We start from the raw sequence: 23288 nt of genomic DNA, 5'->3' as shown, positions 1-23288 counted from the left end.
AGGCACTCGGTGCCAGAACGTGCTCTCAGATGAAATCTTTACGCGACAGATGAGCGATGATCGATCGAACGGCGGTCGCGAGAGGCGGGAAAAGGGGCGTTGACGTGCAAAAACGGCCACCCGTCGGGTGGCCGTCGTCACAGGGGGAAGCTCGGTCTCAGTGCTCCTTGAGGGCCTGCTCGATGGTCCGCATGACCTCGTGCAGCGGCGCGTCGGTGCGTGCCACCGTCACCAGCACGTCGCCCTGCACCGAGGCCGAGGCGCCCTCCGGACGCCCGGTGGAGGCCGTACCGCGCCCCGCCCCGATGCCCGTCCCGAACGTCTTGCGGACGATCGCGAAGGCGTGGTCGAGCTGCGCCTCCACATCGCCCTGCCCGCCCGCCCGCAGCCAGCGCCGCAGCACGTGGTTGTGCGCGGTGACCACGGCGGACGCGGCCACCTCCGCCAGCAGCGGGTCGTCGTTGGCGTCGTCGTCGTGCGCGTGCTCGTCGAAGTGCCCGAGCAGATAGCGGGTGAACAGACGCTCGTAGCGGGCCACCGACGCGATCTCCGCCTCGCGCAGGGTGGGCACCTCGCGCGTCAGCTTGTAGCGGGCGACCGAGATCTCCGGCCGCGCCGCGTACATCTTCATGACCTCCTTGATGCCGCGGCACACCGTGTCGAGCGGATGCTCGTGCGCGGGCGCCGCGTTGAGGACCGCCTCCGCGCGCACCAGGGTGTCGTCGTGGTCCGGGAAGATCGCCTCTTCCTTGGAGCGGAAGTGGCGGAAGAAGGTGCGGCGGGCGACCCCGGCGCGGGCCGCGATCTCGTCGACGGTGGTCGCCTCGTACCCCTTGGCCGCGAACAGCTCCATGGCCGCCGCCGCCAGTTCCCGGCGCATTTTGAGCCGCTGGGCGGCGGCCCGGCTGCCGGCCGCGCTCTCCGGAGCGTCGGACGTGGCTGGTGTACGTGAGGACTTGGCGGGCTGGGGCATGACCCGAACGTACTGCATGTGTGCGCAATCATGCGCGTGACCGGGGATCTCCCCGCCCGCGGAGGGCGGGGGAGACCCGGCCGGATCGAGCAGTCCGCCCCAGTCCTCCTCCGACCGGAACCAGTCGCCCGGACGCTCAGCGGCGGGCATGTTCGCGGAAGCCGCGGCCCGTCTTGCGGCCGAGGCAGCCCGCGGCCACCAAGTGCTCCAGCAACGGCGCCGGGGCCAGGCCCGGATCGCGGAACTCGCGGTGCAGGACCTTCTCGATGGCCAGCGAGACGTCCAGACCGACCACGTCCAGCAGCTCGAAGGGCCCCATCGGGTAGCCGCCGCCCAGCTTCATCGCGGCGTCGATGTCGTCGAGCGTCGCGTAGTGCTCCTGCACCATCTTCACCGCGTTGTTCAGGTACGGGAACAGCAGCGCGTTCACGATGAACCCGGCCCGGTCGCCGCAGTCCACGGCGTGCTTGCGGATCTGCGCGCAGACCTCGCGGACAGTGGCGTGCACGTCGTCCGCCGTCAGCACCGTGCGGACCACCTCGACCAGCTTCATGGCCGGCGCCGGGTTGAAGAAGTGCATGCCGATCACGTCCTGCGGGCGCGAGGTGGCGCGGGCGCAGGCGACGACGGGCAGCGAGGAGGTGGTGGTGGCCAGCACCGCGCCGGGCTTGCACACCTTGTCCAGCGTGGCGAACAGCTGCCGCTTCACCTCCAGGTCCTCGGCCACCGCCTCCACGGCCAGGTCGACGTCGGCGAAGTCGTCGTACGCCCCCGTCGGCGTGATCCGCTCCAGCGTCCGCGCGGCCGCCTCGGCGGTCATCCGCCCCTTGTCGACCGAGCGGGCCAGCGACTTGCCGACCCGGGCCTTGGCGGTCTGCGCCTTCTCCGCGCTGCGGGCGGCGAGCACGACCTCGTACCCGGCCTTGGCGAACACCTCCGCGATGCCGGACGCCATGGTGCCCGACCCGGCGACGCCCACCGCGCCCACCGGACGGCCGGCGACGGGACGGTCGTCCGCGCGCGGGGTCAGGGCGTCCGGCACCACGACCGCGCTGCCGGGCGCCTCGTAGGTGTAGAAGCCGCGCCCCGCCTTGCGGCCCGTCAGGCCCGCCTCGCTGAGCTGCCTGAGGATCGGGGCGGGGGCGTGCAGCCGGTCGTGGGAGGCGGCGTACATGGCCTCCAGGACCGTGCGCGCGGTGTCCACGCCGACCAGGTCCAGCAGGGCCAGCGGTCCCATCGGCAGACCGCAGCCGAGACGCATCGCGGCGTCGATGTCCTCGCGGGAGGCGTAGTTCGCCTCGTACATGGCCGCGGCCTGGTTGAGGTAGCCGAACAGCAGGCCGTCGGCGACGAACCCGGGCCGGTCGCCGACCGCCACCGGCTCCTTGCCGAGGTCCAGGGCGAGGTCGGTGACCGCCGCGACGGCGGCCGGCGCGGTCAGCACCGAGGAGACGACCTCGACCAGCTTCATCGCCGGGGCCGGGTTGAAGAAGTGCAGGCCGAGCACCCGCTCCGGACGGGTGGACTCGGAGGCCAGCCGCGTCACCGACAGGGCGTTGGTGCCGGTCGCCAGGATGGTCTCCGGACGCACGATCCCGTCCAGTTCCCTGAAGACCTGCTGCTTGACCTCGTACGACTCCGGGACCACCTCGATCACCAGGTCGGCGTCGGCCGCCGCGCGCAGGTCGGTGGTGGTGCGGACGCGGGCGAGGGCGTCGGTGCGCTCCTGGCCGGTGAGGCGTCCGCGCTCGACGGCACGGGCGGTGGACGACTCCACCGCGGCGAGCGCCTTGGCGGCCTGTGCCTCACTGACGTCGACGCCGACGACGGTACGGCCGGCCCGGGCCAGGACCTCGGTGATGCCGGTGCCCATGGTGCCGAGGCCGATGACGGCGATGGTCCGGAGCGGGGACAGAGGGGTGTCGGACAGGGGAGTGGCCATCGCGGGACTCCAGGAATGAGGGTGACGACGGAACACGCCCGGACGCGCCGAGGGGCGCGCCGGATGCGTGAAAGAGGAAGGAGTGCGGAGTGCGGGTGTTGCCGGGCTGGGATCGCACACGCCCGGTGCCGTCGCGGAGGCGTGCACACGCCCGCCCGGCGGCTCTCTCCGACCTGGCCCTGTCCCGGGGCCGAGCCGTCCTGCGGTACCCGTGGTACCGAACCGACTGTTCTCCCGGTGGCCGCGTCACCAGACCACCGTGAGGAATTGCTGCGAGTGGGTGACCCGCTCGTCTGAGATTAACTCGCGGGTAACGAGCGCGCCAGCCCCCTGTGTTCGTGATGTACGTCCCACACGCCGGGCGACCCCCCTAACCTCGGTGTCATGGACGAAGAGTTGCGAATGCTCACGGAGCGCTTACGGGCCGAGGCGGCGACGTCGGGCGTGCCGGGCGCCCCGACGGCCCACGACCGGCTCGTGGTCACCGGGGACCACGACGAGCTGGCCGCGGTGCTCACCGAGCCCGGACACCCGCTCTGGGCCCGGGAACTGGCCGCCTTCCGGCTCGGGACGGCGGGGGACCGGCGGGCCTTCGAGTCCCTCGTGCTGCTGCTCAACCACCGGGACCCGCCGCGCTGCGCCTCCGCCGCCCATGCCCTGGCCCGCCTCGGTGACCCCCGCACCGCCCGCGCGGCCGCCACCCTCGCCACCAACGAGCTGCGGGTCGCCTACGCCCTGCACCCGGTGCGGCTGCTGGTCGAGCTGCGGGCCCCCGAGGCCGTGCCCGCCCTGATCGCCACGCTGGAACGCCGGCTGCGCCCGCACGACCCCCACCGGCGGGTCGCGCTCGCGTGCGTCGAGGGCCTGGGCGCTCTCGGCGACGACCGGGCAGGCCCCGTGCTGAACGACGCCCTCGCCCATCCGGCGCTGGCCCAGGCGGCGGTGCGGGCGCTGGCGCGCATCCCGGGACAGCGGTGAGCGGTCAGCCGGCCAGGTCGGCGGCGTACCGCACCTCGGGCACCTCGACCCCCTCCACCAGGAACGGCTCCTCGGCGCCGTCGGCGCCGAAACCCGCCCGTTCGTAGAAGCGCCGGGCGCGGGCGTTGTCCCTCAGCACCCACAGGAGCATCCGCGGGTGCCCGGCCGCCGCACACCGGCGCACCGACTCCCGGATCAGGGCCTGCCCGATGCCCGCGCCGAGCCGCTCCGGGGAGACGTAGATCGCGTACAACTCGGCGTCCCTGGTCGGTCGTTCACCGCCCCGGTAGGGGCCGTGGCAGGCCCAGCCGACGACTTCGCCGCGGTCGTCCTCGGCGACCAGGTTCACCACGCCGGCCCGGGCCCGGGAGAACAGGACGCGGCGCCGCTCGGCGTCCCCGGCGGCGTCCATCCCGTCCAGGTACACCTGCGGGACCAGGCCGCGGTAGGCGGTCTGCCAGCCCCGGACGCGGATCAGGGCCACCCGGTCGCAGTCGGCGACCGTCATCTCCCGCACCAGCGGCCCGCTCACGGGGCCACGACCGCGAACGCCTCGATCTCCATCAGGAACTCCGGCCGCACCAGCGCGGCCACCTGCACCGCCGAGGCGGCCGGCAGCCGGTCGCCGGGTATGTGCGCGGCGCGTGCGGTGCGGATCGCGTCCATGTGGGCCATGTCCGTGACGAAGTAGGTCAGCTTCACCACGTCGTCGAAGCCGGCGCCGGCCGCCGACAGGCACCGGCGCAGGTTCTCGAAGACCTGACGGGCCTGGGCCGCGGGGTCGCCCACGCCGACCGGCCTGCCGTCCTCGTCCAGGGCGAGCTGACCCGAGACGGCCACGAACCGCCCGGTGCCGAGGACGACATGGCTGTACTGGGCGGCGGGCGCGACGCCGTCGGGGGCGTGGATCCTGGTCAGCTCACTCATGCGCCCATCGTGGACCATGGCACTGACAACGCCCCCGGCGGGCCGCCGCCCGCCGGGGGAGCGGTCGGCTAGCGGCGGAAGCCGAGCAGCCCGTGCAGCGTCGAGCCGCGTGCGGACGTCGAAGCCGCCTTGGACTCCAGCGGCTTGGGCTGGGGCAGCGCCGCGCACACGGCGTCCGGCTCACCCGCGTCCGCCTCACCCGCGCCGCGCGGCACGGTGCCGTCGGTCAGGTACGCGGCCAGGTGCTCGTCCAGGCAGGAGTTCCCGCTCAGCGTGACGCCGTGGTTCCCGCCGCCCTCCTCGACGACGAGGGCGGATCCGCGCAGCAGGCGGTGCGCGGTGACCGCGCCCTCGTACGGGGTGGCCGCGTCGCCGGTCGCCTGGAACAGCAGCGCGGGCGGCAGTTCGCCGTTGGCGACGTCCACCGGTCGCCGCGCGCTCGTGGGCCAGGACGCGCACGGCGCGTTGTACCAGACGTTGTTCCAGACCATGAACGGCGCCTTCTCGTACAGGTCCCAGTTGTCGTCACGCCACTCGTCCCAGTCGCGCGGCCAGGCCGTGTCGCGGCACTGCACCGCGGTGTAGACGCTGTAGCCGTTCTCGCGGGAGGCGTCCAGCGCCCCGAAGTTCTCGTACGCCTCGACGAGCGGGTCCGTGTCCCCGGAGTTCACGTAGGCGGCGAAGGCCTCCGCCAGATAGGGCCAGTAGCCGTTGTAGTAGCCGCCGGGGACGAAGGTGTCCTCCAGCTCCGACGCGCCGACCCGCCCGCCCGCGGGCTCCTTCGCCAGCGCCGTCCGCATGGCGTACCAGGCCCGCTCGATCCGCTCCGGGTCGGTGCCCAGCCCGTACGCCGCGTCGTGCTCGGCGATCCACGCCAGGAACGCCCGGTGGCGGTCGTTGAAGGCGAGGTCCTGGTTGAGGTTGGCGTCGTACCAGACGTCGTCCGGGCCGACGACGGAGTCCAGGACCAGGCGCCGCACGCGCGCGGGGAAGAGCTTGGCGTAGACGGCGCCCAGATAGGTGCCGTAGGAGTAGCCGAAGTAGTTGATCCGCTCCGCGCCGAGCGCCGCGCGGATCGCGTCCACGTCCCGCGCGGCACTGACGGTGTCGATGTACGGCAGCACGTCCGCGTACTTGTCGCCGCATGCCTCGGCGAACGCCTCCGCGCGGGCGAGGTTGGCCCGCTCGACGTCCGGCGTGTCGGGCAGCGAGTCGGGGCGCACGGGGTCGAAGTGGCCCGGTCGGCAGTTCAGGGCGGGGCTGCTCTTCCCCACCCCGCGCGGGTCGAAGCCGATGACGTCGTACTGCGCGGCCACCTTCTCGGGCAGCGAGGACGCCACGAACCCGGCGAGGGTCAGCCCGCTGCCGCCCGGGCCGCCGGGGTTGACCAGCAGGGGGCCCTGGTACGTCGCGGCCGTGTGCGGCATGCGGGACAGCGCGAGCGTGATCTGCCTCCCGCGCGGGCGCGCGTGGTCGAGCGGCACCTTGAGGGACGCGCACTGGAGCGTCGGGTAGTCCTCCGTGGCGCACTTCTTCCAGTGGAGGTCCGAGGCGGGCGCGGCGGCCGGGGTCCCGGCGGAGTGCGGCGCGCTCGCCCCGGCGGGGACGGCCGTGACACTTCCGGCGGCGATGACGGCGGCGCCGCACAGCACGGCTGCGCGTTGTCTCATGGCGTCCTCCGGAGACGGCGGGGCTGCGGTCCGAGCGGTGCGCGGTCCTCGCCGCATCGTCCCGGGGAGCGCCCCAGGAGGAACGCATTCTGCTCACACTTGACCCAATTGGGCCGGAAGATGCCCTCGAATGCCCTCGAATACTCCTAGATGAACGAAAGTTGGGTCGGCTCGGTGGCGGCGGCCTCAGCGGGCCGTGCGGGCTCCGGCTCCGCGATCCGCCGCGGCATCCCCGCGCGCGCGGGCCCGATGCCGTACTCGCGGGCCAGATCGTGCACCTGGCGCGTGATCCGGCGCTGGTACCACTTCGGGGCGTAGGCGCCCTCCGCGTACAGCCGCTCGTACCGGCGCACCAGGTGCGGGTGGTGCCGGCCGAGCCAGGCCATGAACCACTCCCGGGCGCCCGGCCGCAGATGCAGCACCAGGGGCGTCACCGAGGTGGCCCCGGCGGCGGCTATCGCCCGCACGGTCGCGCGCAGTTGGGCCGGTTCGTCGCCGAGGAAGGGGATCACCGGCGCCATCAGGACGCCGCAGCCGATGCCGTGCTCGCCGAGGATCCGTACGACCTCCAGCCGGCGTTCCGGCGCGGGCGTGCCCGGCTCCACGGTGCGCCACAGCTCCGCGTCGGTGAACCCGACCGAGACCGAGATCCCCACGTCCGTCACCCGCGCCGCCCGCGTCAGCAGGTCCAGGTCGCGCAGGATCAGAGTGCCCTTGGTCAGGATCGAGAAGGGGTTCGCCCGCTCGGTGAGCGCCTCGATGATGCCGGGCATCAGCCGGTAGCGGCCCTCGGCGCGCTGATAGCAGTCGACGTTCGTGCCCATCGCTACGTGCTCGCCCTGCCAGCGGCGCGAGGCCAGCTGGCGGCGGAGCAGCTCGGGCGCGTTCACCTTGACGACGATCTGCGAGTCGAAGCCGAGTCCGGTGTCGAGGTCCAGGTAGCTGTGCGTCTTCCTCGCGAAGCAGTACACGCACGCGTGTGTGCACCCCCGATAGGGGTTCACGGTCCACTCGAACGGCATGCGCGAGGCCCCCGGCACGCGGTTGAGGATCGAGCGGGCCCGGACCTCGTGGAAGGTGACGCCGCGGAACTCGGGCGTGTCGAAGGTGCGGGTGGTCACCGTGTCCGCGCCGAACAGCGCGGGGTCGGCCGCTCGGGCGTGGTCGGAGTCGGTGAGGTTCTCCCAGCGCATGGACGCCTCCTCGGTAGCACTGGCCACACAATAGAACACTTGTTCCCTTGATCGTGCGGCCCAGTCGCACGGGGCTGCTTCGCGCCCCCCGATTTGGTGGCCGGGCGGCGGGGTGGTTGGCTTGCCCGGAACCCGAGAACCAGGCCCTGGAGGAACCCGATGGCGCAGGTCGAGGCGGAGACGGAGCGGATCGTCGCAGCCGACGCGGAGACGGTGTTCGACACCCTCGCCGACTACAGCGGTACCCGCGAGAAGCTGCTGCCCGAGCACTTCAGCGAGTACGAGGTCCGCGAGGGCGGCGACGGCGAGGGCACCCTCGTGCACTGGAAGCTCCAGGCCACCAGCAAGCGCGTCCGCGACTGCCTGCTGGAGGTCACCGAGCCGACCGACGGCGAGCTGGTCGAGAAGGACCGCAACTCCTCCATGGTCACCACCTGGCGGGTCACCCCGGCGGGCGAGGGCAAGTCCCGGGTCGTGGTCGTCACCACCTGGCAGGGCGCCGGCGGCGTCGGCGGCTTCTTCGAGAAGACCTTCGCGCCCAAGGGGCTCGCCCGGATCTACGACGCGATGCTCACCAAGCTCGCCGCCGAGGTCGAGAAGCAGTAGTCCTGACCGGCCGTCCAGAAGTGGCCAAACGGCAAGCCACGGGCGGCCGTTGGCCACCTCACCGGTTCGAGTGATCTCCGGTCGAACCGGCCGCGTTTCCGTAACTCGTCGCACTTGTTCGCAGTTGCCGCCTCAGGTGGCAATTGTGAGCAGGTGTGACGAGGGGAGCGGGACGTGGGCGGGATCACTCTGGTGCAGGACGAACCGGTCACCGCACCCCAGGCGCCTCCCCGGCCACCCACTCCCGACCCGGAGCCGGACGCGGCACTGAGCCCGCGCCGGGTGCGTCTGGTCTTCGTCGGACTGATGCTGGCGCTGCTGCTCGCCGCGCTGGAGCAGATGATCGTCGCCACGGCGCTGCCGAAGATCGTCGGCGAACTGCACGGCCTGGACAAGATGTCCTGGGCGATCACCGCCTACCTGCTCACCTCCACCGTCGGCCTGCCGATCTACGGCAAACTCGGCGACCTCTTCGGACGCAAGGGCGTCTTCCAGTTCGCCATCCTGGTCTTCGTCATCGGCTCCGCACTCGCCGGCCGCGCGCAGACCATGGACCAGCTGATCGCCTTCCGCGCGGTCCAGGGCGTCGGCGCGGGCGGCCTGATGATCGGCGTGCAGGCGATCATCGCGGACATCGTCCCGCCCCGCGAGCGCGGCCGCTTCATGGGCCTGATCGGCGCCGCCTTCGGACTCGCCTCGGTCGCCGGCCCGCTGCTCGGCGGCTACTTCACCGACCACCTCTCCTGGCGCTGGTGCTTCTACATCAACGTGCCCTTCGGCCTCGTCACCATGGCCGTCGTCGCCGTCGTCCTGAAGCTGCCGAAACCGCGGGTCAGGCCGCGCCTCGACATCCTCGGCGCCCTGCTGCTCGCCGCCGCCTCCACCTGCCTGGTCCTGCTCACCAGCTGGGGCGGCACCGAGTACGCGTGGGGGTCGGAGGTCATCCTCGGCCTCGCCGCCGGAGCGGCCGGGTCCACCCTCCTCTTCCTGGTCGCCGAGCGCTTCGCGCCCGAACCGCTCATCCCGCTGCGGCTGTTCCGGGACTCCGTCTTCAACATCACCGCGCTGGTCGGCCTCGTCATCGGCGTCGCCCTGTTCGGCGCCGCCAGCTACCTGCCGACCTTCCTGCAGATGGTCGACGGCGCCAGCGCCACCGAGTCCGGCCTGCTGATGCTGCCCATGATGGGCGGCATCGTCGTCGCCTCGATCGTCTCCGGACAGCTCATCAGCCGCACCGGTCACTACCGCTCCCACCCGATCCTCGGCAGCGCCCTGTCCGTCGTCGGCATGTGGCTGCTCTCCCGCCTCGACGCCGACACCCCCCGGCTGCACTACAGCGTCTGGATGGCCGTCCTCGGCGCCGGCATCGGCCTGGTGATGCCCGTCCTCGTCCTCGCCGTGCAGAACACCGTGCGCCCCGCCGACCTCGGCACCGCCACCAGCGCCAACAACTACTTCCGGCAGATCGGCGGCAGCGTCGGCGCCGCCATCTTCGGCACCCTCTTCGCCGACCGGCTCACCGACGCCCTGGCCGACCGGGTCCCCGCCGAGGCGGGCGCCGGGCTGCCCGACGCCGAGGCCATCACCCCACAGCTCGTCCACTCCCTGCCCCCGGCACTGCGCGACGCCTACATCGGGGCGTACGCCGACGCCATGCCGCGGATCTTCCTCTACCTGGTGCCGGTGCTCGTCCTCGGACTGCTCATCGCCCTCTTCCTCAAGGAGAAACCACTGGTGTCCCACCACGCCCCCGTCACCGACCCGGAGACCGCGCACCCCACCGTCCAGGTCCCGCGGGCCCGCTCGCCCTACGCCGCCGGCATCCCCGTCTGCGGCACCGTGCAGCACCCCGACGGCACCGTCGTGCCCCGCGCGGCGCTCACCCTCATCGACGTCGGCGGACAGCAGATCGGCCGGGGCGCCAGCGGCGACGACGGACGCTACGCCCTCGCCACGCCCGGCTCCGGGGCGTACGTCCTGATCGCCGCGGCCGGGGGCCACCAGCCGCAGGCGGTCTCCGTGACCGTCGGCGAACGCCCGGTCGAACTGGACGTGGTCCTCGGCGGCGCCGGGCGCCTGGCCGGCGGCGTGTTCACCGCCGACGGCAGCCCCGTGCGCGACGCGACCGTCACCCTCACCAACGTCCACGGCGAGGTCGTCGCCACCACCCGCAGCGGACGCGAGGGCGGCTACGTCATCACCGAGTTGGTGGCCGGTGAGTACACCCTCGCCGCCAGCGCCCCCGCCTTCCGCCCGGCCGCGCTGCCCGTCAGCGTCCAGGCCGCCCGCGAGACCCGCCAGGACGTCGAGCTGGCCGGCGGCGCCGTGCTGCGCGGCACCGTGCGGGCCGGCGGCGGACGGGTGGTGGAGGACGCGCGCGTGACACTGCTCGACGCGGCGGGCAACGTCGTCGACACCCTGACCACCGGCCCGGACGGCACCTTCCGGTTCGTCGACCTGTCGTCCGGCGAGTACACCGTCATCGCCGCCGGATACCCGCCCGTCGCCACCGTGCTCCAAGTGGCCGGCGGCGGCCGCACGGAGCGCGACCTGCAGCTCGGACACGAGGACTGAGACGGTCACCGGCGCGCGGGCGCGCGCCGGTGCGTTTGCGCGCCACCAATTTCCCCGTTGCCGCACATGGTCACCGGGCACCGCCGTACGGTGGTGACGGCTACTCAGATCTTGCGGAGCCGTGGGCAGGGAGGGCCTGACGCCATGGACCATGGCACCGAACGGGACACATCTCACGGCCGCCCGGCCGGACGCGGCGCCGTGCCGCCCGACCCTGTGACCGGCCGTGTCCCGCTGGCCGTCGTCGTGGTGGACCGCGACGGACTGGTCTCCCACTGGAGCCGCGGTGCACGACGGCTGTTCCGCCTGCCCAGGGAAGAGGCGATCGGCCGGCCCGCGCCCGACCTGCTGCCCGTCTCCGGAGTGCTGCCCGGGGCCGGCGCCGAGGACGACACGGCATACGGTGCGGACGAGACGGCATACGATGCGTACGCCGACTCCGACGGCCTGGGGCCCGGCCTTGAGTCCTCCCTCGACGGGCGGTTGTCCTACCCGGCGGCGGGCCGCGCCCGGCTGACCGTGCCGGCTGCCCGGCGCGTCGACGTCCTCTGGTGGGCGTACCCCCTGGTGGGCCCGGGCCCGGAGCGACTGTTGGTGCTGGCCGCCGACGCGGACGGGCTGCGGCGGGACTACGCCGACGGCGGCGCCCAGGCGCCCACGGTGGAGCGGATCGCGCCCGGTTTCGCGCTGCACACCGACTTCCCCGGCGCCGACGAACTCGCCCGCCGCCTCCCCGAGATCCTGCCCAGCATGAGCGTCGGCGAAAGCGCCCGCATGGTCGCCCAGGTTCTCGAACTGGGCTACCCCGTCCTGGAATTCAGCCAGAACGACCGGGTGCCGGTCACCCCCGACTGGGGCGTGCCCCGGCGGGCCGAACGCAGGGCGCGCCGAGAGCGGGCCGCCCACGCACTGGCCGCCGGCGAACCGGTGCCGGACGACCTGCGCGACGAGGCGGAGGACCTGGAGTACGCCGCCGTCCGCGAACGCCTGGAGTTCCTCAACGAGGTCAGTGGTGCGATCGGCACCTCGCTCGACCTCTCGCGGACCATCGTCGAGGTCAGCAGGGCGGTCGTCCCGCGCTTCACCGACGTCGCCGGCACCTATCTGCGCGAACAGGTCGTCGCCGGCGAGGGCTTCCCCGACGGCGTGCCGGACACGACGACGATGTGGCACCGGGTCGCTCTGGAGCACACCGACGAACCCGGCCGCTGGGACGACGTCGTACCGGTCGGCGAGGCCATGCCGTTCCCGGCGCACACCCCCTTCTTCCAGTGCATGACCAGCGGCGAACCGGTCCTGGTGCCGCGCATCACCGAGGAGATGGGCCACGCCATCGCCTCGCAGTTCGAGAAGAGGGACATCCGGCCGCTCATCACCGGCCGCTCGATGCTGCTGGTGCCCCTGAAGGCACGCCATGTCGTCCTCGGCTTCATGATCCTGCTGCGGCACCCGGAGCGGCCCGTCTTCAACGACATGGACCGGGTCACCGGCGCCGAACTCGCCGCCCGCGCGGGGCTCGTGCTCGACAACGCGCGCATGTACACGTACCAGGAGAACGTCGCCGAGACGCTCCAGGACAGCATGCTGCCGCACATCCCCGAGCGCATGGGCGGCTGCGACATCGCCACCCGCTACCTGCCCGGCACCCTCCTGGGCCGCGTCGGCGGCGACTGGTTCGACTCGGTGAAGCTGCCGGGCGCCCGCACCGCCCTCGTCGTCGGCGACGTGATGGGCCACGGCCTCAACTCGGCCGCGATGATGGGCCAGTTGCGCACCGCCGTGCAGACCATGGCCGGCCTCGACCTGCCGCCCGCCCAACTGCTGCGCAACCTCGACGACCTCGCCCAGCGGCTCGGCGACACCCACCTCGCCACCTGCCTGTACGCCGTCTACGACCCCATCGCCGGGGAACTCCACCTCGCCAACGCCGGTCACATCCCGCCGGTCCTGGTCCGCGCCGAGGACGGCGTCAGCGAGCTGATCGACCTGCCCACCGGGGCGCCGATCGGCGTCGGAGGGGTGCCCTTCGAGTCGGTACGGGTGCCGGTGGCGCCCGGCGACCGGCTGGTGATGTGCACGGACGGGCTGGTGGAGATGCGGGGCGAGGACATCGGCGTCGGCCTCGCCGCCCTGTGCGAGTCCGCCGCCCACCCCGCCGCGTCCATGGACGACGCCTGCGACACCATCATCCGCGCGCTGGGCACCCGCGGCGGCCGCAAGGACGACGTCGCCCTGCTGATGACGCGGCTGGGCGGCGTCGAGCCCGACGCCGTCGCCGAGTGGCGCCTCGCCCGCGACCCCTCGGAGGTCGGGCGGGCCCGCGCGGTGGTGCGCGAGCAACTCCACGACTGGGGCCTGCCGAAGCAGGCCGACGCCGCCGAGCTGATGGTCAGCGAACTCGTCACCAACGCCGTACGGCACTCCCACGCCCGCCCCGTCGAACTGCGCCTGGTGCGGGCGGACACGCTGCTGTGCGAGGTGGACGACGACGACCACGAACTGCCGGCGCTGAAGACCGCCGGGCCCCACGACGAGACCGGGCGGGGCCTGCGCGTCGTCAGCACCCTCGCCCGCGAGTGGGGCGCGAGCCGTACGAAGAACGGCAAGACCGTCTGGTTCGAACTGACCCTGCCCCGACGATGATTGACGCACGGTTCGCACGTCCGGTGAAGGAATGCGCCGGACGCTTGTGGCCGTGCGCGGGGCGCGATACACCGTACGCACCCGTCGCCTCGACGGGCCGTACGTCGGCGCACCTGGGGAGACGGGCATGAGCGTGACGAGTCGGTACCGGGCGGCCTGGGAGAGCTTCTGGAGCGAGGCGCCCGGGGGCCAGGGGGCGGTGTTCTGGGACGCGGAGCCGATGCTGACGGCCGGCCGCCACCTCGCCCACTTCGAGCCCCACCTGACCGACCCCGCCCTGCCGCTGGTCGACCTCGGCTGCGGCAACGGCACCCAGACCCGCTACTTCGCCGAACGCTTCCCGCACGTCGTCGGCGCCGACCTCTCCGCCGCCGCCCTCGACCACGCCCGCCGCGCCGACCCCGCGGGCTGGGCGGCGTACCGGCAGCTGGACGCCGCCGACAAGGCCGAGGCGGAGACGCTGCACGCAGAGCTGGGCGACGCCAACCTCTACGTGCGCGGTGTCCTGCACCAGTGCGAGCCCGACGACCGGCAGCCCCTCGCCGACGCGCTGGCCGCCCTCCTCGGCGCCCGCGGCCGCGCCTTCCTGGTGGAGCCCGCCCAGGCGGCCCGCACCGTCCTGGCGGACCTGGCCCAGGGCCCCGACGGCCCGCCCGCCAAACTCGCCCCCGTCCTCCGCCACGGGCTCACCCCCGGCGCGGTCCCCGACGAGGCGGTACCGGAGCACCTGCGCACGGCCGGCCTCACCGTCCTGGCGACCGGCGAACTCCCGCTGGTCACCACGGAGTACACGCCGGACGGCACCCGGATCGAGCTGCCGTCGAGGTGGGTGGTGGCGGGGCGTGGGGTGTGAGGCGCCTCTGACCAGGGCTGACGTGTTATTGGTCTGGACCGGTGAGAGTTGTCCACAGGTCTGGCTGGGGTTCGCCGCGACCGCGTAACGTGACGTCCCATGAAGATCCTCATCAGCGCCGACATGGAAGGCGCCACCGGCGTCACCTGGCCGGCCGACGTGCTGCCGGGGACGCCGCAGTGGGAGCGGTGCCGGTCGATGTTCACCTCCGACGTGAACGCGGCCGTGCTCGGGTTCCTCGACGGCGGCGCCGACGAGGTGCTGGTCAACGAGGCGCACTGGAGCATGCGCAACCTGCTCCTGGAGCGGCTCGACGAGCGGACCCAGATGCTCACCGGGCGCCACAAGGCGCTGTCCATGGTCGAGGGCGTCCAGCACGGGGACGTGGACGGCATCGCGTTCATCGGGTATCACGCCGGCGCCGGCATGGAGGGCGTCCTCGCGCACACCTACCTCGCCAACCAGATCACGGGCGTCTGGCTGAACGATGTACGGGCCAGTGAGGGGCTGCTCAACGCGCACGTCGTCGCCGAGTACGGGGTGCCGGTCGTGCTGGTCACCGGGGACGACGTGGCCTGCGAGGACGCGCTGGGCTACGCGCCCGAGGCGCGGAAGGTCGCGGTCAAGGACCATGTGTCGCGGTACGCGGCGGTGTGCCGTACGCCCGCCAGGACCGCCGCCGACATCCGCGCGGCCGCCAAGGAGGCGGCGGCGCTCGCGGTGCGGTACGAGCCGGTGAGCGGCGGGCCGTTCACCGTGGCCCTGGAGTTCGACGCCGAGCACCTGGCGGCGGCCGCGACCGTGGTGCCCGGTGTGGCGCGGGTGGGGGAGCGGAAGGTGGCGTACACCCACGACACCATGTTCGAGGCGATCCGGACGTTCAAGGCGGTCACCACGATCGTCTCGGCGGCGGTGGAGGAGCAGTATGGCTGAGCAGACGGGGACCGACGCGCGGGCACTGGACGAGGTCGTCCGGTTCACCTCCGAGCTGATCGGGATCGACACCACCAACCGAGGGGGCGGCGACTGCCAGGAGCGGCCGGCCGCCGAGTACGCCGCCGCGCGGCTCGCCGAGGCCGGGATCGAGCCCACGCTGCTTGAGCGGGCCAAGGGCCGCACCAACGTCGTGGCCCGCATCGAGGGCACCGACCCGTCGGCCGACGCGTTGCTCGTGCACGGTCACCTGGACGTGGTGCCCGCCGAGGCCGCCGACTGGAGCGTGCACCCCTTCTCCGGGGAGATCCGCGACGGCGTCGTCTGGGGGCGCGGCGCGGTCGACATGAAGAACATGGACGCGATGATCCTCGCCGTCGTGCGTGACTGGGCCCGCGCGGGGGTGCGGCCGCGGCGCGACATCGTGCTCGCCTTCACCGCGGACGAGGAGGCCAGCGCCGAGGACGGCTCCGGCTTCCTCGCCGACCGGCACGCCCCGCTGTTCGAGGGCTGCACCGAGGGCGTCAGCGAGTCCGGGGCGTTCACCTTCCACGACGGCGCCGGGCGGCAGTTCTACCCCATCGCCGCAGGTGAGCGCGGTACCGGCTGGCTCAAGCTCACCGCGCGCGGACGGGCCGGGCACGGCTCGAAGGTGAACAGGGAGAACGCGGTCACCCGGCTCGCCGCCGCCGTCGCCCGCATCGGCGACCACGAGTGGCCGCTGCGCCTGACCCCGACCGTGAGCGCCGCCCTGACCGAGATCGCGGCCGTCTACGGCATCGAGAGCGACCTGAGCGACGTCGACGCGCTGCTGGACAAGCTCGGGCCCGCCGCGGGGCTCGTCGAGGCCACCGTCCGCAACAGCAGCAACCCGACCATGCTGGACGCCGGGTACAAGCTGAACGTCATCCCGGGCGAGGCCGTCGCCCACGTCGACGGGCGGTTCCTGCCCGGCGGCGAGGACGAGTTCCGCGACACCCTCGACCGGCTCACCGGGCCCGACGTGGACTGGGAGTTCGCCCACCGCGAGGTCGCCCTCCAGGCGCCGGTGGACTCGCCGACGTACGCCCGGATGCGCGCCGCCGTCGAGGAGTTCGCGCCGGAGGGGCATGTGGTGCCGTACTGCATGTCCGGCGGCACGGACGCCAAGCAGTTCTCGCGGCTCGGCATCACCGGCTACGGCTTCGCGCCGCTGAAGCTGCCCGAGGGCTTCGACTACCAGGCCCTCTTCCACGGCGTGGACGAACGCGTCCCCGTCGAGGCGCTGCACTTCGGCGTCCGGGTCCTGGACCGGTTCCTGCGCACGGCCTAGCGCCGTTCCGACCGAGCGGCTGGAGGAGAAGGAAGTGGGGGAGTCAGTGCGGACTCTTGCGTACGGGGCGTGGCCCTCGCCCATCGACGCGGTGCTCGCCGCCGCGCACGACGGGCGTCCCGACGACGTGGGCTTCGTCGGCGACGAGGTGTGGTGGACCGCGCCCCGGCCCACCGAGGGCGGGCGGCGCGCGCTGGTGCGGCGCCACCCCGACGGCACCGAGGAGCCGGTGCTGCCCTCGCCGTGGAACGTGCGCAGCCGCGTCATCGAGTACGGCGGCCGGCCGTGGGCCGCGGTCACCACCGACGCCGGGCCGCTGGTGGTCTTCGTGAACTTCGCCGACCAACGGCTGTACGCCTACCGGCCGGGCGGTGCCGAACCGCGTCCGCTGACGCCCGTCTCCCCGGTCGGCGGCGGGCTGCGCTGGGTCGAGCCGCAGCCGCGCCCCGAGCGCGCCGAGGTGTGGTGCGTCCTGGAGGAGTTCACCGGCGACGGGCCCACCGACGTGCGCCGGCTCCCGGTCGCCGTGCCGCTGGACGGCTCGGCCGCCGACGACCGGGACAAGCTCCGCGAACTCACCGGCGAACGCCACCGCTTCGTCACCGGACCCCGCGTCTCCCCCGACGGGCGGCGCGCGGCCTGGCTCGCCTGGGACCACCCGCGCATGCCGTGGGACGGCACCGAGCTGATCGTCGCCGACATCGGCCCCGACGGCACCTTCCGGGACGCCAGGACCGCCGCCGGCGGCCCCGAGGAGTCGATCGCCCAGGTGGACTGGGCCCCGGACGGCGCCCTGCTGTACGCCTCCGACCGCACCGGCTGGTGGAACCTCTACCGCGACGGACGGCCGCTGTGCGCCCGCGACGAGGAGTTCGGCGGGCCGCTGTGGAAGCTCGGGCAGCGTTGGTTCGCGCCCCTGGACAGCGGACTGATCGCCGTCCTGCACGGCCGGGGCGCCCCCGTCCTCGGGATACTCGACCCGGAGACCGGCGAGGTCGTCGACGCGGCCGGCCCCTGGACCGAGTTCGCGCCCACCCTGGCCGCGCACGGTGAGCGCATCGCGGGGGTCGGCGCCGGTGCGCACAGCGGCTACGAGGTCGTCGAGCTGGACGCCCTCCCCCACGCTCGAACGAGCTCGCGCGGGGGGACCCCCAGCGCCCGCGCCCGCGTGATCGGCGCCCCGCACGAGGACGTCGTGGACCCGGCGTACTACCCGCGGCCGGAGATCCGCACCTTCACGGGCCCGGACGGCCGCGACATCCACGCGCACCTCTACCCGCCGCACCACCCCGGCTGCCGCGCGCCGGACGGCGCCCTACCGCCGTACGTCATCTGGGCGCACGGCGGTCCCACCACCCGCTCCCCGCTCGTCCTCGACCTGGAGATCGCCTACTTCACCTCCCGCGGCATCGGCGTCGCCGAGGTCAACTACGGCGGCTCCAGCGGGCACGGACGCGAGTACCGCAACCGGCTGCGCGAGCAGTGGGGCGTGGTCGACGTCGAGGACTGCGCGGCCGTCGCCCTCGCCCTCGCCGAGGAGGGCACCGCCGACCGGCGGCGGCTCGCGGTGCGCGGCGGCAGCGCGGGCGGCTGGACCTCCGCGGCCTCCCTGGCCACCACCGACGTCTACGCCTGCGGCACGGTCATCTACCCGATCCTCGACCTGACCGGCTGGGGCACGGGGGAGACCCACGACTTCGAGTCCCAGTACCTGGAGAGCCTGATCGGCCCGTACGCCGATGTGCCCGGCCGGTACGCCGAGCGGTCGCCCGCCGAGCACGCCGACCGCGTCACCGCGCCGTTCCTGCTGCTCCAGGGCCTGGACGACGTGATCTGCCCGCCCGTGCAGTGCGAGCGGTTCCTCGCCCGCATGGCCGGCCGCGGGGTGCCGCACGCCTACCTCACCTTCGAGGGCGAGGGGCACGGCTTCCGCCGGGCGGAGACCATGGTGCGCGCCCTGGAGGCCGAACTCTCCCTCTACGCACAGGTCTTCGGCCTTGACCCGCAGGGCATCCCCACCCTGGAGCTGACCCGGTGAGCGGCGTGACGGAACTGACCCGGCCGGCCCGGCTCGCCCCCGGCGCCCGGGTGGCCGTCGTCGCGCCCAGCGGGCCCGTGCCCGAGGAGCGGCTCCAGGCGGGCCTGGACGTCCTGCGCGGCTGGGACCTCGACCCGGTCGTGGCACCGCACGTCCTGGACCGGCACGGCACCTTCGCCTATCTCGCGGGCACCGACACCGACCGGGCCGCCGACCTCCAGGCCGCCTGGTGCGACCCGTCCGTGGCCGCCGTGCTGTGCGCCCGCGGCGGGTACGGCGTCCAGCGCATGGCCGACCTGCTCGACTGGGAGGCGATGCGCGCGGCCGGGCCGAAGGTCTTCGTCGGCTTCAGCGACATCACCGCCCTGCACGAGGCGTTCGCGACCCGCCTCGGGCTGGTCACCCTGCACGGTCCGATGGCCGCGGGGGTCGACTTCATCAAGAACACGCGGGCGCAGGAGCACCTGCGGGCCAGCCTGTTCGCCCCCGACGCCGTCCGGGTGATCGCGTCCGGCGGCGCCCCGATGGTCCCCGGCCGGGCGCGGGGCGTCACCCTCGGCGGCTGCCTCGCCCTGCTCGCCTCCGAACTGGGCAGCCCGCACGCCCGGCCCTCCGCGCGCGGCGGGCTGCTGTGCCTGGAGGACGTGGGGGAGGAGACGTACCGCCTCGACCGCTACCTCACCCAGCTGCTCCGCGCGGGCTGGCTCGACGGGGTCGGCGGGGTGCTGCTGGGCTCCTGGCAGGAGTGCGAGCCGTACGAGCGGCTGCGGCCCCTGCTGGCCGACCGGCTCGGGAGCCTCGGCGTCCCGGTCGTCGAGGACTTCGGGTTCGGGCACTGCGAGGGGGCGCTGACCGTCCCGTTCGGCCTAACGGCGGAACTCGACGCGGACGCGGGCACCCTGACCCTGGAGCGGCCCGCACTGCGCTGACCGCGCTCCGCGTGCCTCCGGGGCGCCTTAGGCTGGCCCCATGCCGCACACCCCGTCCCGTCACCTCGCCGAGGGCCCTCGCGTGGGCATACGGCACTACACCTACGCGGACGCCGCCGAGTTCACCGCCCGGGCCCGGGAGAGCAAGGACCTGCACCACCCGTGGCTCTTCCCGCCGGACAGTCCTCAGGCGTACGACGCCTACGCGGCCCGGCTGATCGAGGACCGCACCAAGGCCGGGTTCCTGATCTGCGAGAAGGACCGGGCGGGCGGTTCCGGCGACGGCGGAGCCATCGCCGGGTTCGTCAACATCAACAACATCGTCGAGGGCGGCTTCCTGAGCGGCGCCGTCGGGTACGGCGCCTTCGCGCACGCGGCCGGCCGGGGGCTGATGCGCGAGGGGCTGGGCCTCGTGGTGCGGTACGCGTTCGGGCCGATGCGGCTGCACCGGCTGGAGATCAACGTGCAGCCGGGCAACGCCGCCTCGATCGCGCTGGCCCGCTCCTGCGGCTTCCACCTGGAGGGTTTCTCGCCGCGGATGCTGCACGTCGACGGGGCGTGGCGCGACCACCAGCGCTGGGCGATCACCGCCGAGACCGTGGCCTCCGGTTGATCGCCGACCGCCCGGCCTCGAACCCCTGCCCGCACCGCGCCCCACGCAGTTAAACGTGAGTCACGTCGCGTCACGGTGACCGGCTCCGCCCCTGTTCACCGCGCCGGTGAGCGGCTTCCATGGGGAACCGTGACGACGATCCGACGTGAGGTACTGACCCTGCCCGCCGCGCCGCAGGGCCCGGACAACCCGCTGCCACCGCTGCGCCCCCTGGACGAGGCCCACCGCATCGACGACCGCGACCGGGCGGGCCTGCCGCGCGACATGGCCCGCCAGGTCGACTACGAGCCGCTGCGCAGCCTGCTGCCCGTCATGGTCCGGGACGGCTACGGCCGCGCACGCGAGGCGCGGGAACTGGACGCGCTGGTCATCGAGAACGACCGGCTGCGAGCCACCGTCCTGCCCGCGCTCGGCGGCCGGATCGCCTCCCTGCACCACAAGCCGACCGACCGCGAACTCCTCTACGTCAACCCCGTCCTCCAGCCCGCCAACTTCGCCCTCAACGGCGCCTGGTTCTCCGGCGGCATCGAGTGGAACATCGGCGCCACCGGACACACCACACTCTCCTGCTCACCGGTGCACGCCGCCCGCGTGCCCGCCCCGGACGGCGGCGAGATGCTGCGCCTGTGGGAGTGGGAGCGGCTGCGCGACCTGCCCTTCCAGGTCGACCTGTGGCTTCCGGACGGCTCCGACTTCCTGTACGTCGGCGTCCGCGTCCGCAACCCGCACGAACGCCCGGTGCCGACCTACTGGTGGTCCAACATCGCCGTGCCCGAGGACCGCCGGGTCCTCGCCCCCGCCGACGAGGCGTACCACTTCGGCTACGAGCGACGGCTGAGCCGCGTGCCCGTCCCGGAGTACGACGGCACCGACCGGACGTACCCGCTGAGCAGCACCTACGCCGCCGACTACTTCTACGACGTGCCGGACGGCCGGCGCCGCTGGATCGCCGCGCTCGACGAGCACGGCCACGGGCTGGCGCAGACCTCGACCGACGTGCTGCGGGGCCGGAAGCTGTTCGTGTGGGGCACCGGACCCGGCGGGCGCCGCTGGCAGGAGTGGCTCACCGAGCCCGGCACCGGCGGCTACTGCGAGATCCAGGCCGGCCTCGCCCGCACCCAGCTGGAGCACGTCAGGCTGGACGCGGAGAGCGAGGTGTCCTGGCTGGAGGCGTACGGACCGCTCGAAGCCCCGCCCGACGGCGACTGGCACACCGTGCTGCGCGGGGCGGAGGAGCGGCTGGAGACCGCCCTGCCGCGGGCCGACGTGGACGCCGCCTACGAGGCATGGCGGGCGTACGCCGACACCGAGCCCGGCGAGCGCCTGGCGACCGGCTCGGGCTGGGGCGCTCTCGAAGCGCTGCGTGCGGGTTGGAAGCTGCCCGGCACCCCGTTCGGTGAGGACACGCTCGGCGAGGAGCAGGAACCCTGGCTGCACCTGCTGCGCGCCGGGACCCTCCCCGAGACCGGACGCCACGAGCCGCCCGGCTCCACCCTGGTCGCCCGGCCCTGGCGGGACATGCTGGAGACCACCGCCGCCACCCCGCTCGCCGAGTACCACCTCGGGGTCGCCCAGTGGCACGGCGACGACCGGGCCCAGGCGGTGCGCAGCTGGGAGCGCGGCCTCAAGGACGCCGCCGACCGCTGGCCGTTGCTGCGCTGCCTCGCCGCCGCGGACCAGGCGGACGGGCACCCGGAGCGGGCCGCCGACCAGTACGCGGAGGCCTTCGACGACCTGTGCGCGCGCCGGCCGGACCCCGCGGGCGCTCCGGACCGGGACGAACGGTGGACGGCCGTCGCCGCGGCTCTCGGCCGGGAGGCCATCGGGGCGCTGCTCGCGGTCGGACGCACGGCCGACGCCCGTGCCGTGTGGGAGCGGCTGGACCCCGCGACCCGGGTCCGCGGCCGGTTCCGGCTGGCCGAGGGGGAGTTGCTGGCCGCCGAGGGACGCCGCGAGGACGCGCGGGCCGTCTTCGACGAGGGCTTCGAGGTGGCCGACCTGCGGGAGGGCGACGAGAGCATCGGAGCGCTGTGGGCGCGGCTCGGCGACGAACCGCTCCCGGCCCGGCACGACTTCCGGATGCGGCCGGACGGGGGGTGAGCCCGTCCGGCCCGGGGCTACGCCCGCCGGTCCACGTACTCGTAGATCGCGCCGTCCGGGTGCCGGGCGATCAGGTTGCGGCCCGCGGGCGTGGGGACCGGTCCGGCGATGACGTCGCCCCCCAGCGAGGTGAGGGTGCGCTGGGTCTCCTCGACGTCCGTCACCGCGATCGTCGCCGTCACCTTGCGCAACACCTCGAGCTGGGACTCGGGTCCGCTCATCAGCAGGAAGCAGCCGACCGCGGCGACTTCGACCCCGCCGCGTTCGGAACGCATGGCCCGGCCACCGGCCAGACCCTCGTAGAAGGGGATCGCCTTCTCCAGGTCGTCGACGTAGACGCGCAGTGTGGCTCCCAGAATGTCCATGGCGACGAGCCTAGTTGGCGGGCGCCGGGTCCGACTCGCGCCCCGGCCATGGAAGTTCCGCGCCCGGGTACCCGCAAGGTATGGACCGCATGGATCACTTGGAACACCTGGACAGGCATCTGGTCGACGAACTGGCACAGGTGGCACGCGAGACCGTGCGCGACGAGCTGCGCGAACAGACCCGCAAGCAGCGCCGCAAGGCCACGCTGTACGCCGCGTCCGGTGCCGCCGCCCTGTACGCGGGCGCGGCCCTCGCGCTCACCGTGGGCCTGGCGCTCGCCGTGGGACTGCCCGACTGGGCCGCCGCGCTGATCACGGCCGCCCTCCTGGGCGTCGCCGCGTATCTGCTGCGCGGTGCGGCCCGGCCCCACCCGTCGGGGCCGGGGTCCGGCCACGGCGTCGGCGGTGACGCGCCGGCCGTGCCGTCGGGCGCGCCCGAGGTGCCGCCGATGCCGCCGGTGGCACCCGGCGTGGGCGGCGCGACCGGCGTCCCGGGCCCGCCCGCGCCGGGCGGTTCCGGAGCTGCGGCACCGCGCCAGGACGGCACCGACCCCGAGGCCCCGCGCGAGCGCGGCTGACCGCCCGCGGACACAGCGGTGGGCCCGCACGGATACGCGTCCGTGCGGGCCCACCGGCGTG

Annotated in this window: 19 protein-coding genes; 12 read left to right on the top strand and 7 right to left on the bottom strand. The window is 73.7% G+C overall.

Features of this window, described 5'->3' with window-relative positions; all coding sequences use genetic code 11:
* Nucleotides 1-157: 157 nt before the first annotated feature.
* Nucleotides 158-973 carry a TetR/AcrR family transcriptional regulator gene (locus tag ACFWR9_RS13535; protein WP_383840305.1) on the bottom strand — a complete coding sequence of 272 codons (816 nt, stop codon included), beginning with the start codon at nt 971-973 and terminating at the stop codon, nt 158-160.
* Nucleotides 974-1109: 136 nt separating this feature from the next.
* The gene (locus tag ACFWR9_RS13530; RefSeq protein WP_383840302.1) at nt 1110-2915 is read right to left on the bottom strand and encodes a 3-hydroxyacyl-CoA dehydrogenase family protein; all 1806 of its coding nucleotides are present in this window, start codon (nt 2913-2915) and stop codon (nt 1110-1112) included.
* A 384-nt stretch (nt 2916-3299) separates the two neighbouring features.
* Here ACFWR9_RS13530 and ACFWR9_RS13525 point away from each other — a divergent pair, with 384 nt between their 5' ends.
* The gene (locus tag ACFWR9_RS13525; protein ID WP_383840298.1) at nt 3300-3893 is read left to right on the top strand and encodes an adenylosuccinate lyase; all 594 of its coding nucleotides are present in this window, start codon (nt 3300-3302) and stop codon (nt 3891-3893) included.
* A gap of 4 nt (nt 3894-3897) precedes the next feature.
* Here the strand turns inward: ACFWR9_RS13525 and ACFWR9_RS13520 are convergent, their stop codons facing one another.
* The 4 genes from ACFWR9_RS13520 to ACFWR9_RS13505 all read right to left on the bottom strand — a co-directional run bounded on the left by ACFWR9_RS13520 (nt 3898) and on the right by ACFWR9_RS13505 (nt 7683).
* The gene (locus ACFWR9_RS13520; RefSeq protein ID WP_383840365.1) at nt 3898-4401 is read right to left on the bottom strand and encodes a GNAT family N-acetyltransferase; all 504 of its coding nucleotides are present in this window, start codon (nt 4399-4401) and stop codon (nt 3898-3900) included.
* Nucleotides 4402-4421: 20 nt separating this feature from the next.
* The gene (locus tag ACFWR9_RS13515; protein ID WP_383840295.1) at nt 4422-4820 is read right to left on the bottom strand and encodes a RidA family protein; all 399 of its coding nucleotides are present in this window, start codon (nt 4818-4820) and stop codon (nt 4422-4424) included.
* Nucleotides 4821-4888: 68 nt separating this feature from the next.
* Nucleotides 4889-6490, bottom strand: a complete 1602-nt coding sequence (locus ACFWR9_RS13510) for an alpha/beta hydrolase (RefSeq protein WP_383840292.1) — start codon at nt 6488-6490, stop codon at nt 4889-4891.
* A gap of 146 nt (nt 6491-6636) precedes the next feature.
* The gene (locus ACFWR9_RS13505) at nt 6637-7683 is read right to left on the bottom strand and encodes an Rv2578c family radical SAM protein (protein ID WP_383840289.1); all 1047 of its coding nucleotides are present in this window, start codon (nt 7681-7683) and stop codon (nt 6637-6639) included.
* Between the two features lie 159 nt (nt 7684-7842).
* Between ACFWR9_RS13505 and ACFWR9_RS13500 the strand changes: the two genes are divergently transcribed.
* The 10 genes from ACFWR9_RS13500 (at nt 7843) to ACFWR9_RS13455 (ending at nt 22284) form a co-directional block, all read left to right on the top strand.
* The gene (locus tag ACFWR9_RS13500; protein WP_307016039.1) at nt 7843-8289 is read left to right on the top strand and encodes an SRPBCC family protein; all 447 of its coding nucleotides are present in this window, start codon (nt 7843-7845) and stop codon (nt 8287-8289) included.
* Between the two features lie 174 nt (nt 8290-8463).
* Entirely contained in the window at nt 8464-10863 is a 2400-nt protein-coding gene (locus ACFWR9_RS13495; RefSeq protein ID WP_383840286.1) for an MFS transporter, read from the top strand.
* Between the two features lie 144 nt (nt 10864-11007).
* Nucleotides 11008-13506 (top strand): SpoIIE family protein phosphatase, encoded by a 2499-nt coding sequence (locus tag ACFWR9_RS13490; RefSeq protein WP_383840282.1) that lies wholly within the window; start codon nt 11008-11010, stop codon nt 13504-13506.
* A gap of 127 nt (nt 13507-13633) precedes the next feature.
* The gene (locus ACFWR9_RS13485; protein ID WP_383840278.1) at nt 13634-14359 is read left to right on the top strand and encodes a class I SAM-dependent methyltransferase; all 726 of its coding nucleotides are present in this window, start codon (nt 13634-13636) and stop codon (nt 14357-14359) included.
* A gap of 99 nt (nt 14360-14458) precedes the next feature.
* On the top strand, nt 14459-15292 hold the full coding sequence (locus tag ACFWR9_RS13480) for a M55 family metallopeptidase (protein ID WP_383840275.1): 834 nt from the start codon (nt 14459-14461) through the stop codon (nt 15290-15292).
* On the top strand, nt 15285-16604 hold the full coding sequence (locus tag ACFWR9_RS13475; protein WP_383840272.1) for a M20/M25/M40 family metallo-hydrolase: 1320 nt from the start codon (nt 15285-15287) through the stop codon (nt 16602-16604). The genes ACFWR9_RS13480 and ACFWR9_RS13475 overlap by 8 nt, the downstream gene beginning before the upstream one ends.
* Before the next feature lie 46 nt (nt 16605-16650).
* Nucleotides 16651-18642 carry a prolyl oligopeptidase family serine peptidase gene (locus ACFWR9_RS13470; RefSeq protein WP_383840269.1) on the top strand — a complete coding sequence of 664 codons (1992 nt, stop codon included), beginning with the start codon at nt 16651-16653 and terminating at the stop codon, nt 18640-18642.
* A 5-nt stretch (nt 18643-18647) separates the two neighbouring features.
* A complete protein-coding gene (locus tag ACFWR9_RS13465) occupies nt 18648-19571 on the top strand; it encodes an LD-carboxypeptidase (RefSeq protein ID WP_383840362.1) in 924 nt (307 codons plus the stop codon).
* A gap of 40 nt (nt 19572-19611) precedes the next feature.
* Nucleotides 19612-20184 carry a GNAT family N-acetyltransferase gene (locus tag ACFWR9_RS13460; RefSeq protein WP_383840266.1) on the top strand — a complete coding sequence of 191 codons (573 nt, stop codon included), beginning with the start codon at nt 19612-19614 and terminating at the stop codon, nt 20182-20184.
* A gap of 129 nt (nt 20185-20313) precedes the next feature.
* Nucleotides 20314-22284 (top strand): DUF5107 domain-containing protein, encoded by a 1971-nt coding sequence (locus ACFWR9_RS13455; protein WP_383840263.1) that lies wholly within the window; start codon nt 20314-20316, stop codon nt 22282-22284.
* A 17-nt stretch (nt 22285-22301) separates the two neighbouring features.
* Here ACFWR9_RS13455 and ACFWR9_RS13450 read toward each other — a convergent pair whose 3' ends face one another.
* The gene (locus tag ACFWR9_RS13450) at nt 22302-22649 is read right to left on the bottom strand and encodes a VOC family protein (protein ID WP_383840260.1); all 348 of its coding nucleotides are present in this window, start codon (nt 22647-22649) and stop codon (nt 22302-22304) included.
* Between the two features lie 80 nt (nt 22650-22729).
* Here ACFWR9_RS13450 and ACFWR9_RS13445 point away from each other — a divergent pair, with 80 nt between their 5' ends.
* Complete coding sequence (locus tag ACFWR9_RS13445; protein WP_383840257.1) at nt 22730-23227, top strand: phage holin family protein; 498 nt, start codon at nt 22730-22732, stop codon at nt 23225-23227.
* The last annotated feature ends 61 nt before the right edge of the window (nt 23228-23288 follow it).

The sequence above is a fragment of the Streptomyces sp. NPDC058534 genome (assembly GCF_042717365.1).
In the GTDB taxonomy this organism is placed as follows: Bacteria; Actinomycetota; Actinomycetes; order Streptomycetales; family Streptomycetaceae; genus Streptomyces.
Note: the sequence above shows the minus strand (reverse complement) of the source record. Positions and strands in the feature narration are given on the sequence as shown.

Bases quoted from the DNA above. Each gene is read 5' to 3' on its own strand.
- ACFWR9_RS13505 (WP_383840289.1), bottom strand. From the start codon at position 7,683: ATGCGCTGGGAGAACCTCACCGACTCCGACCACGCCCGAGCGGCCGAC.
- ACFWR9_RS13500 (WP_307016039.1), top strand. From the start codon at position 7,843: ATGGCGCAGGTCGAGGCGGAGACGGAGCGGATCGTCGCAGCCGACGCG.
- ACFWR9_RS13460 (WP_383840266.1), top strand. From the start codon at position 19,612: ATGCCGCACACCCCGTCCCGTCACCTCGCCGAGGGCCCTCGCGTGGGC.
- ACFWR9_RS13530 (WP_383840302.1), bottom strand. From the start codon at position 2,915: ATGGCCACTCCCCTGTCCGACACCCCTCTGTCCCCGCTCCGGACCATC.
- ACFWR9_RS13510 (WP_383840292.1), bottom strand. From the start codon at position 6,490: ATGAGACAACGCGCAGCCGTGCTGTGCGGCGCCGCCGTCATCGCCGCC.
- ACFWR9_RS13450 (WP_383840260.1), bottom strand. From the start codon at position 22,649: ATGGACATTCTGGGAGCCACACTGCGCGTCTACGTCGACGACCTGGAG.
- ACFWR9_RS13515 (WP_383840295.1), bottom strand. From the start codon at position 4,820: ATGAGTGAGCTGACCAGGATCCACGCCCCCGACGGCGTCGCGCCCGCC.
- ACFWR9_RS13480 (WP_383840275.1), top strand. From the start codon at position 14,459: ATGAAGATCCTCATCAGCGCCGACATGGAAGGCGCCACCGGCGTCACC.
- ACFWR9_RS13535 (WP_383840305.1), bottom strand. From the start codon at position 973: ATGCCCCAGCCCGCCAAGTCCTCACGTACACCAGCCACGTCCGACGCT.
- ACFWR9_RS13520 (WP_383840365.1), bottom strand. From the start codon at position 4,401: ATGACGGTCGCCGACTGCGACCGGGTGGCCCTGATCCGCGTCCGGGGC.
- ACFWR9_RS13525 (WP_383840298.1), top strand. From the start codon at position 3,300: ATGGACGAAGAGTTGCGAATGCTCACGGAGCGCTTACGGGCCGAGGCG.
- ACFWR9_RS13445 (WP_383840257.1), top strand. From the start codon at position 22,730: ATGGACCGCATGGATCACTTGGAACACCTGGACAGGCATCTGGTCGAC.
- ACFWR9_RS13475 (WP_383840272.1), top strand. From the start codon at position 15,285: ATGGCTGAGCAGACGGGGACCGACGCGCGGGCACTGGACGAGGTCGTC.
- ACFWR9_RS13490 (WP_383840282.1), top strand. From the start codon at position 11,008: ATGGACCATGGCACCGAACGGGACACATCTCACGGCCGCCCGGCCGGA.
- ACFWR9_RS13485 (WP_383840278.1), top strand. From the start codon at position 13,634: ATGAGCGTGACGAGTCGGTACCGGGCGGCCTGGGAGAGCTTCTGGAGC.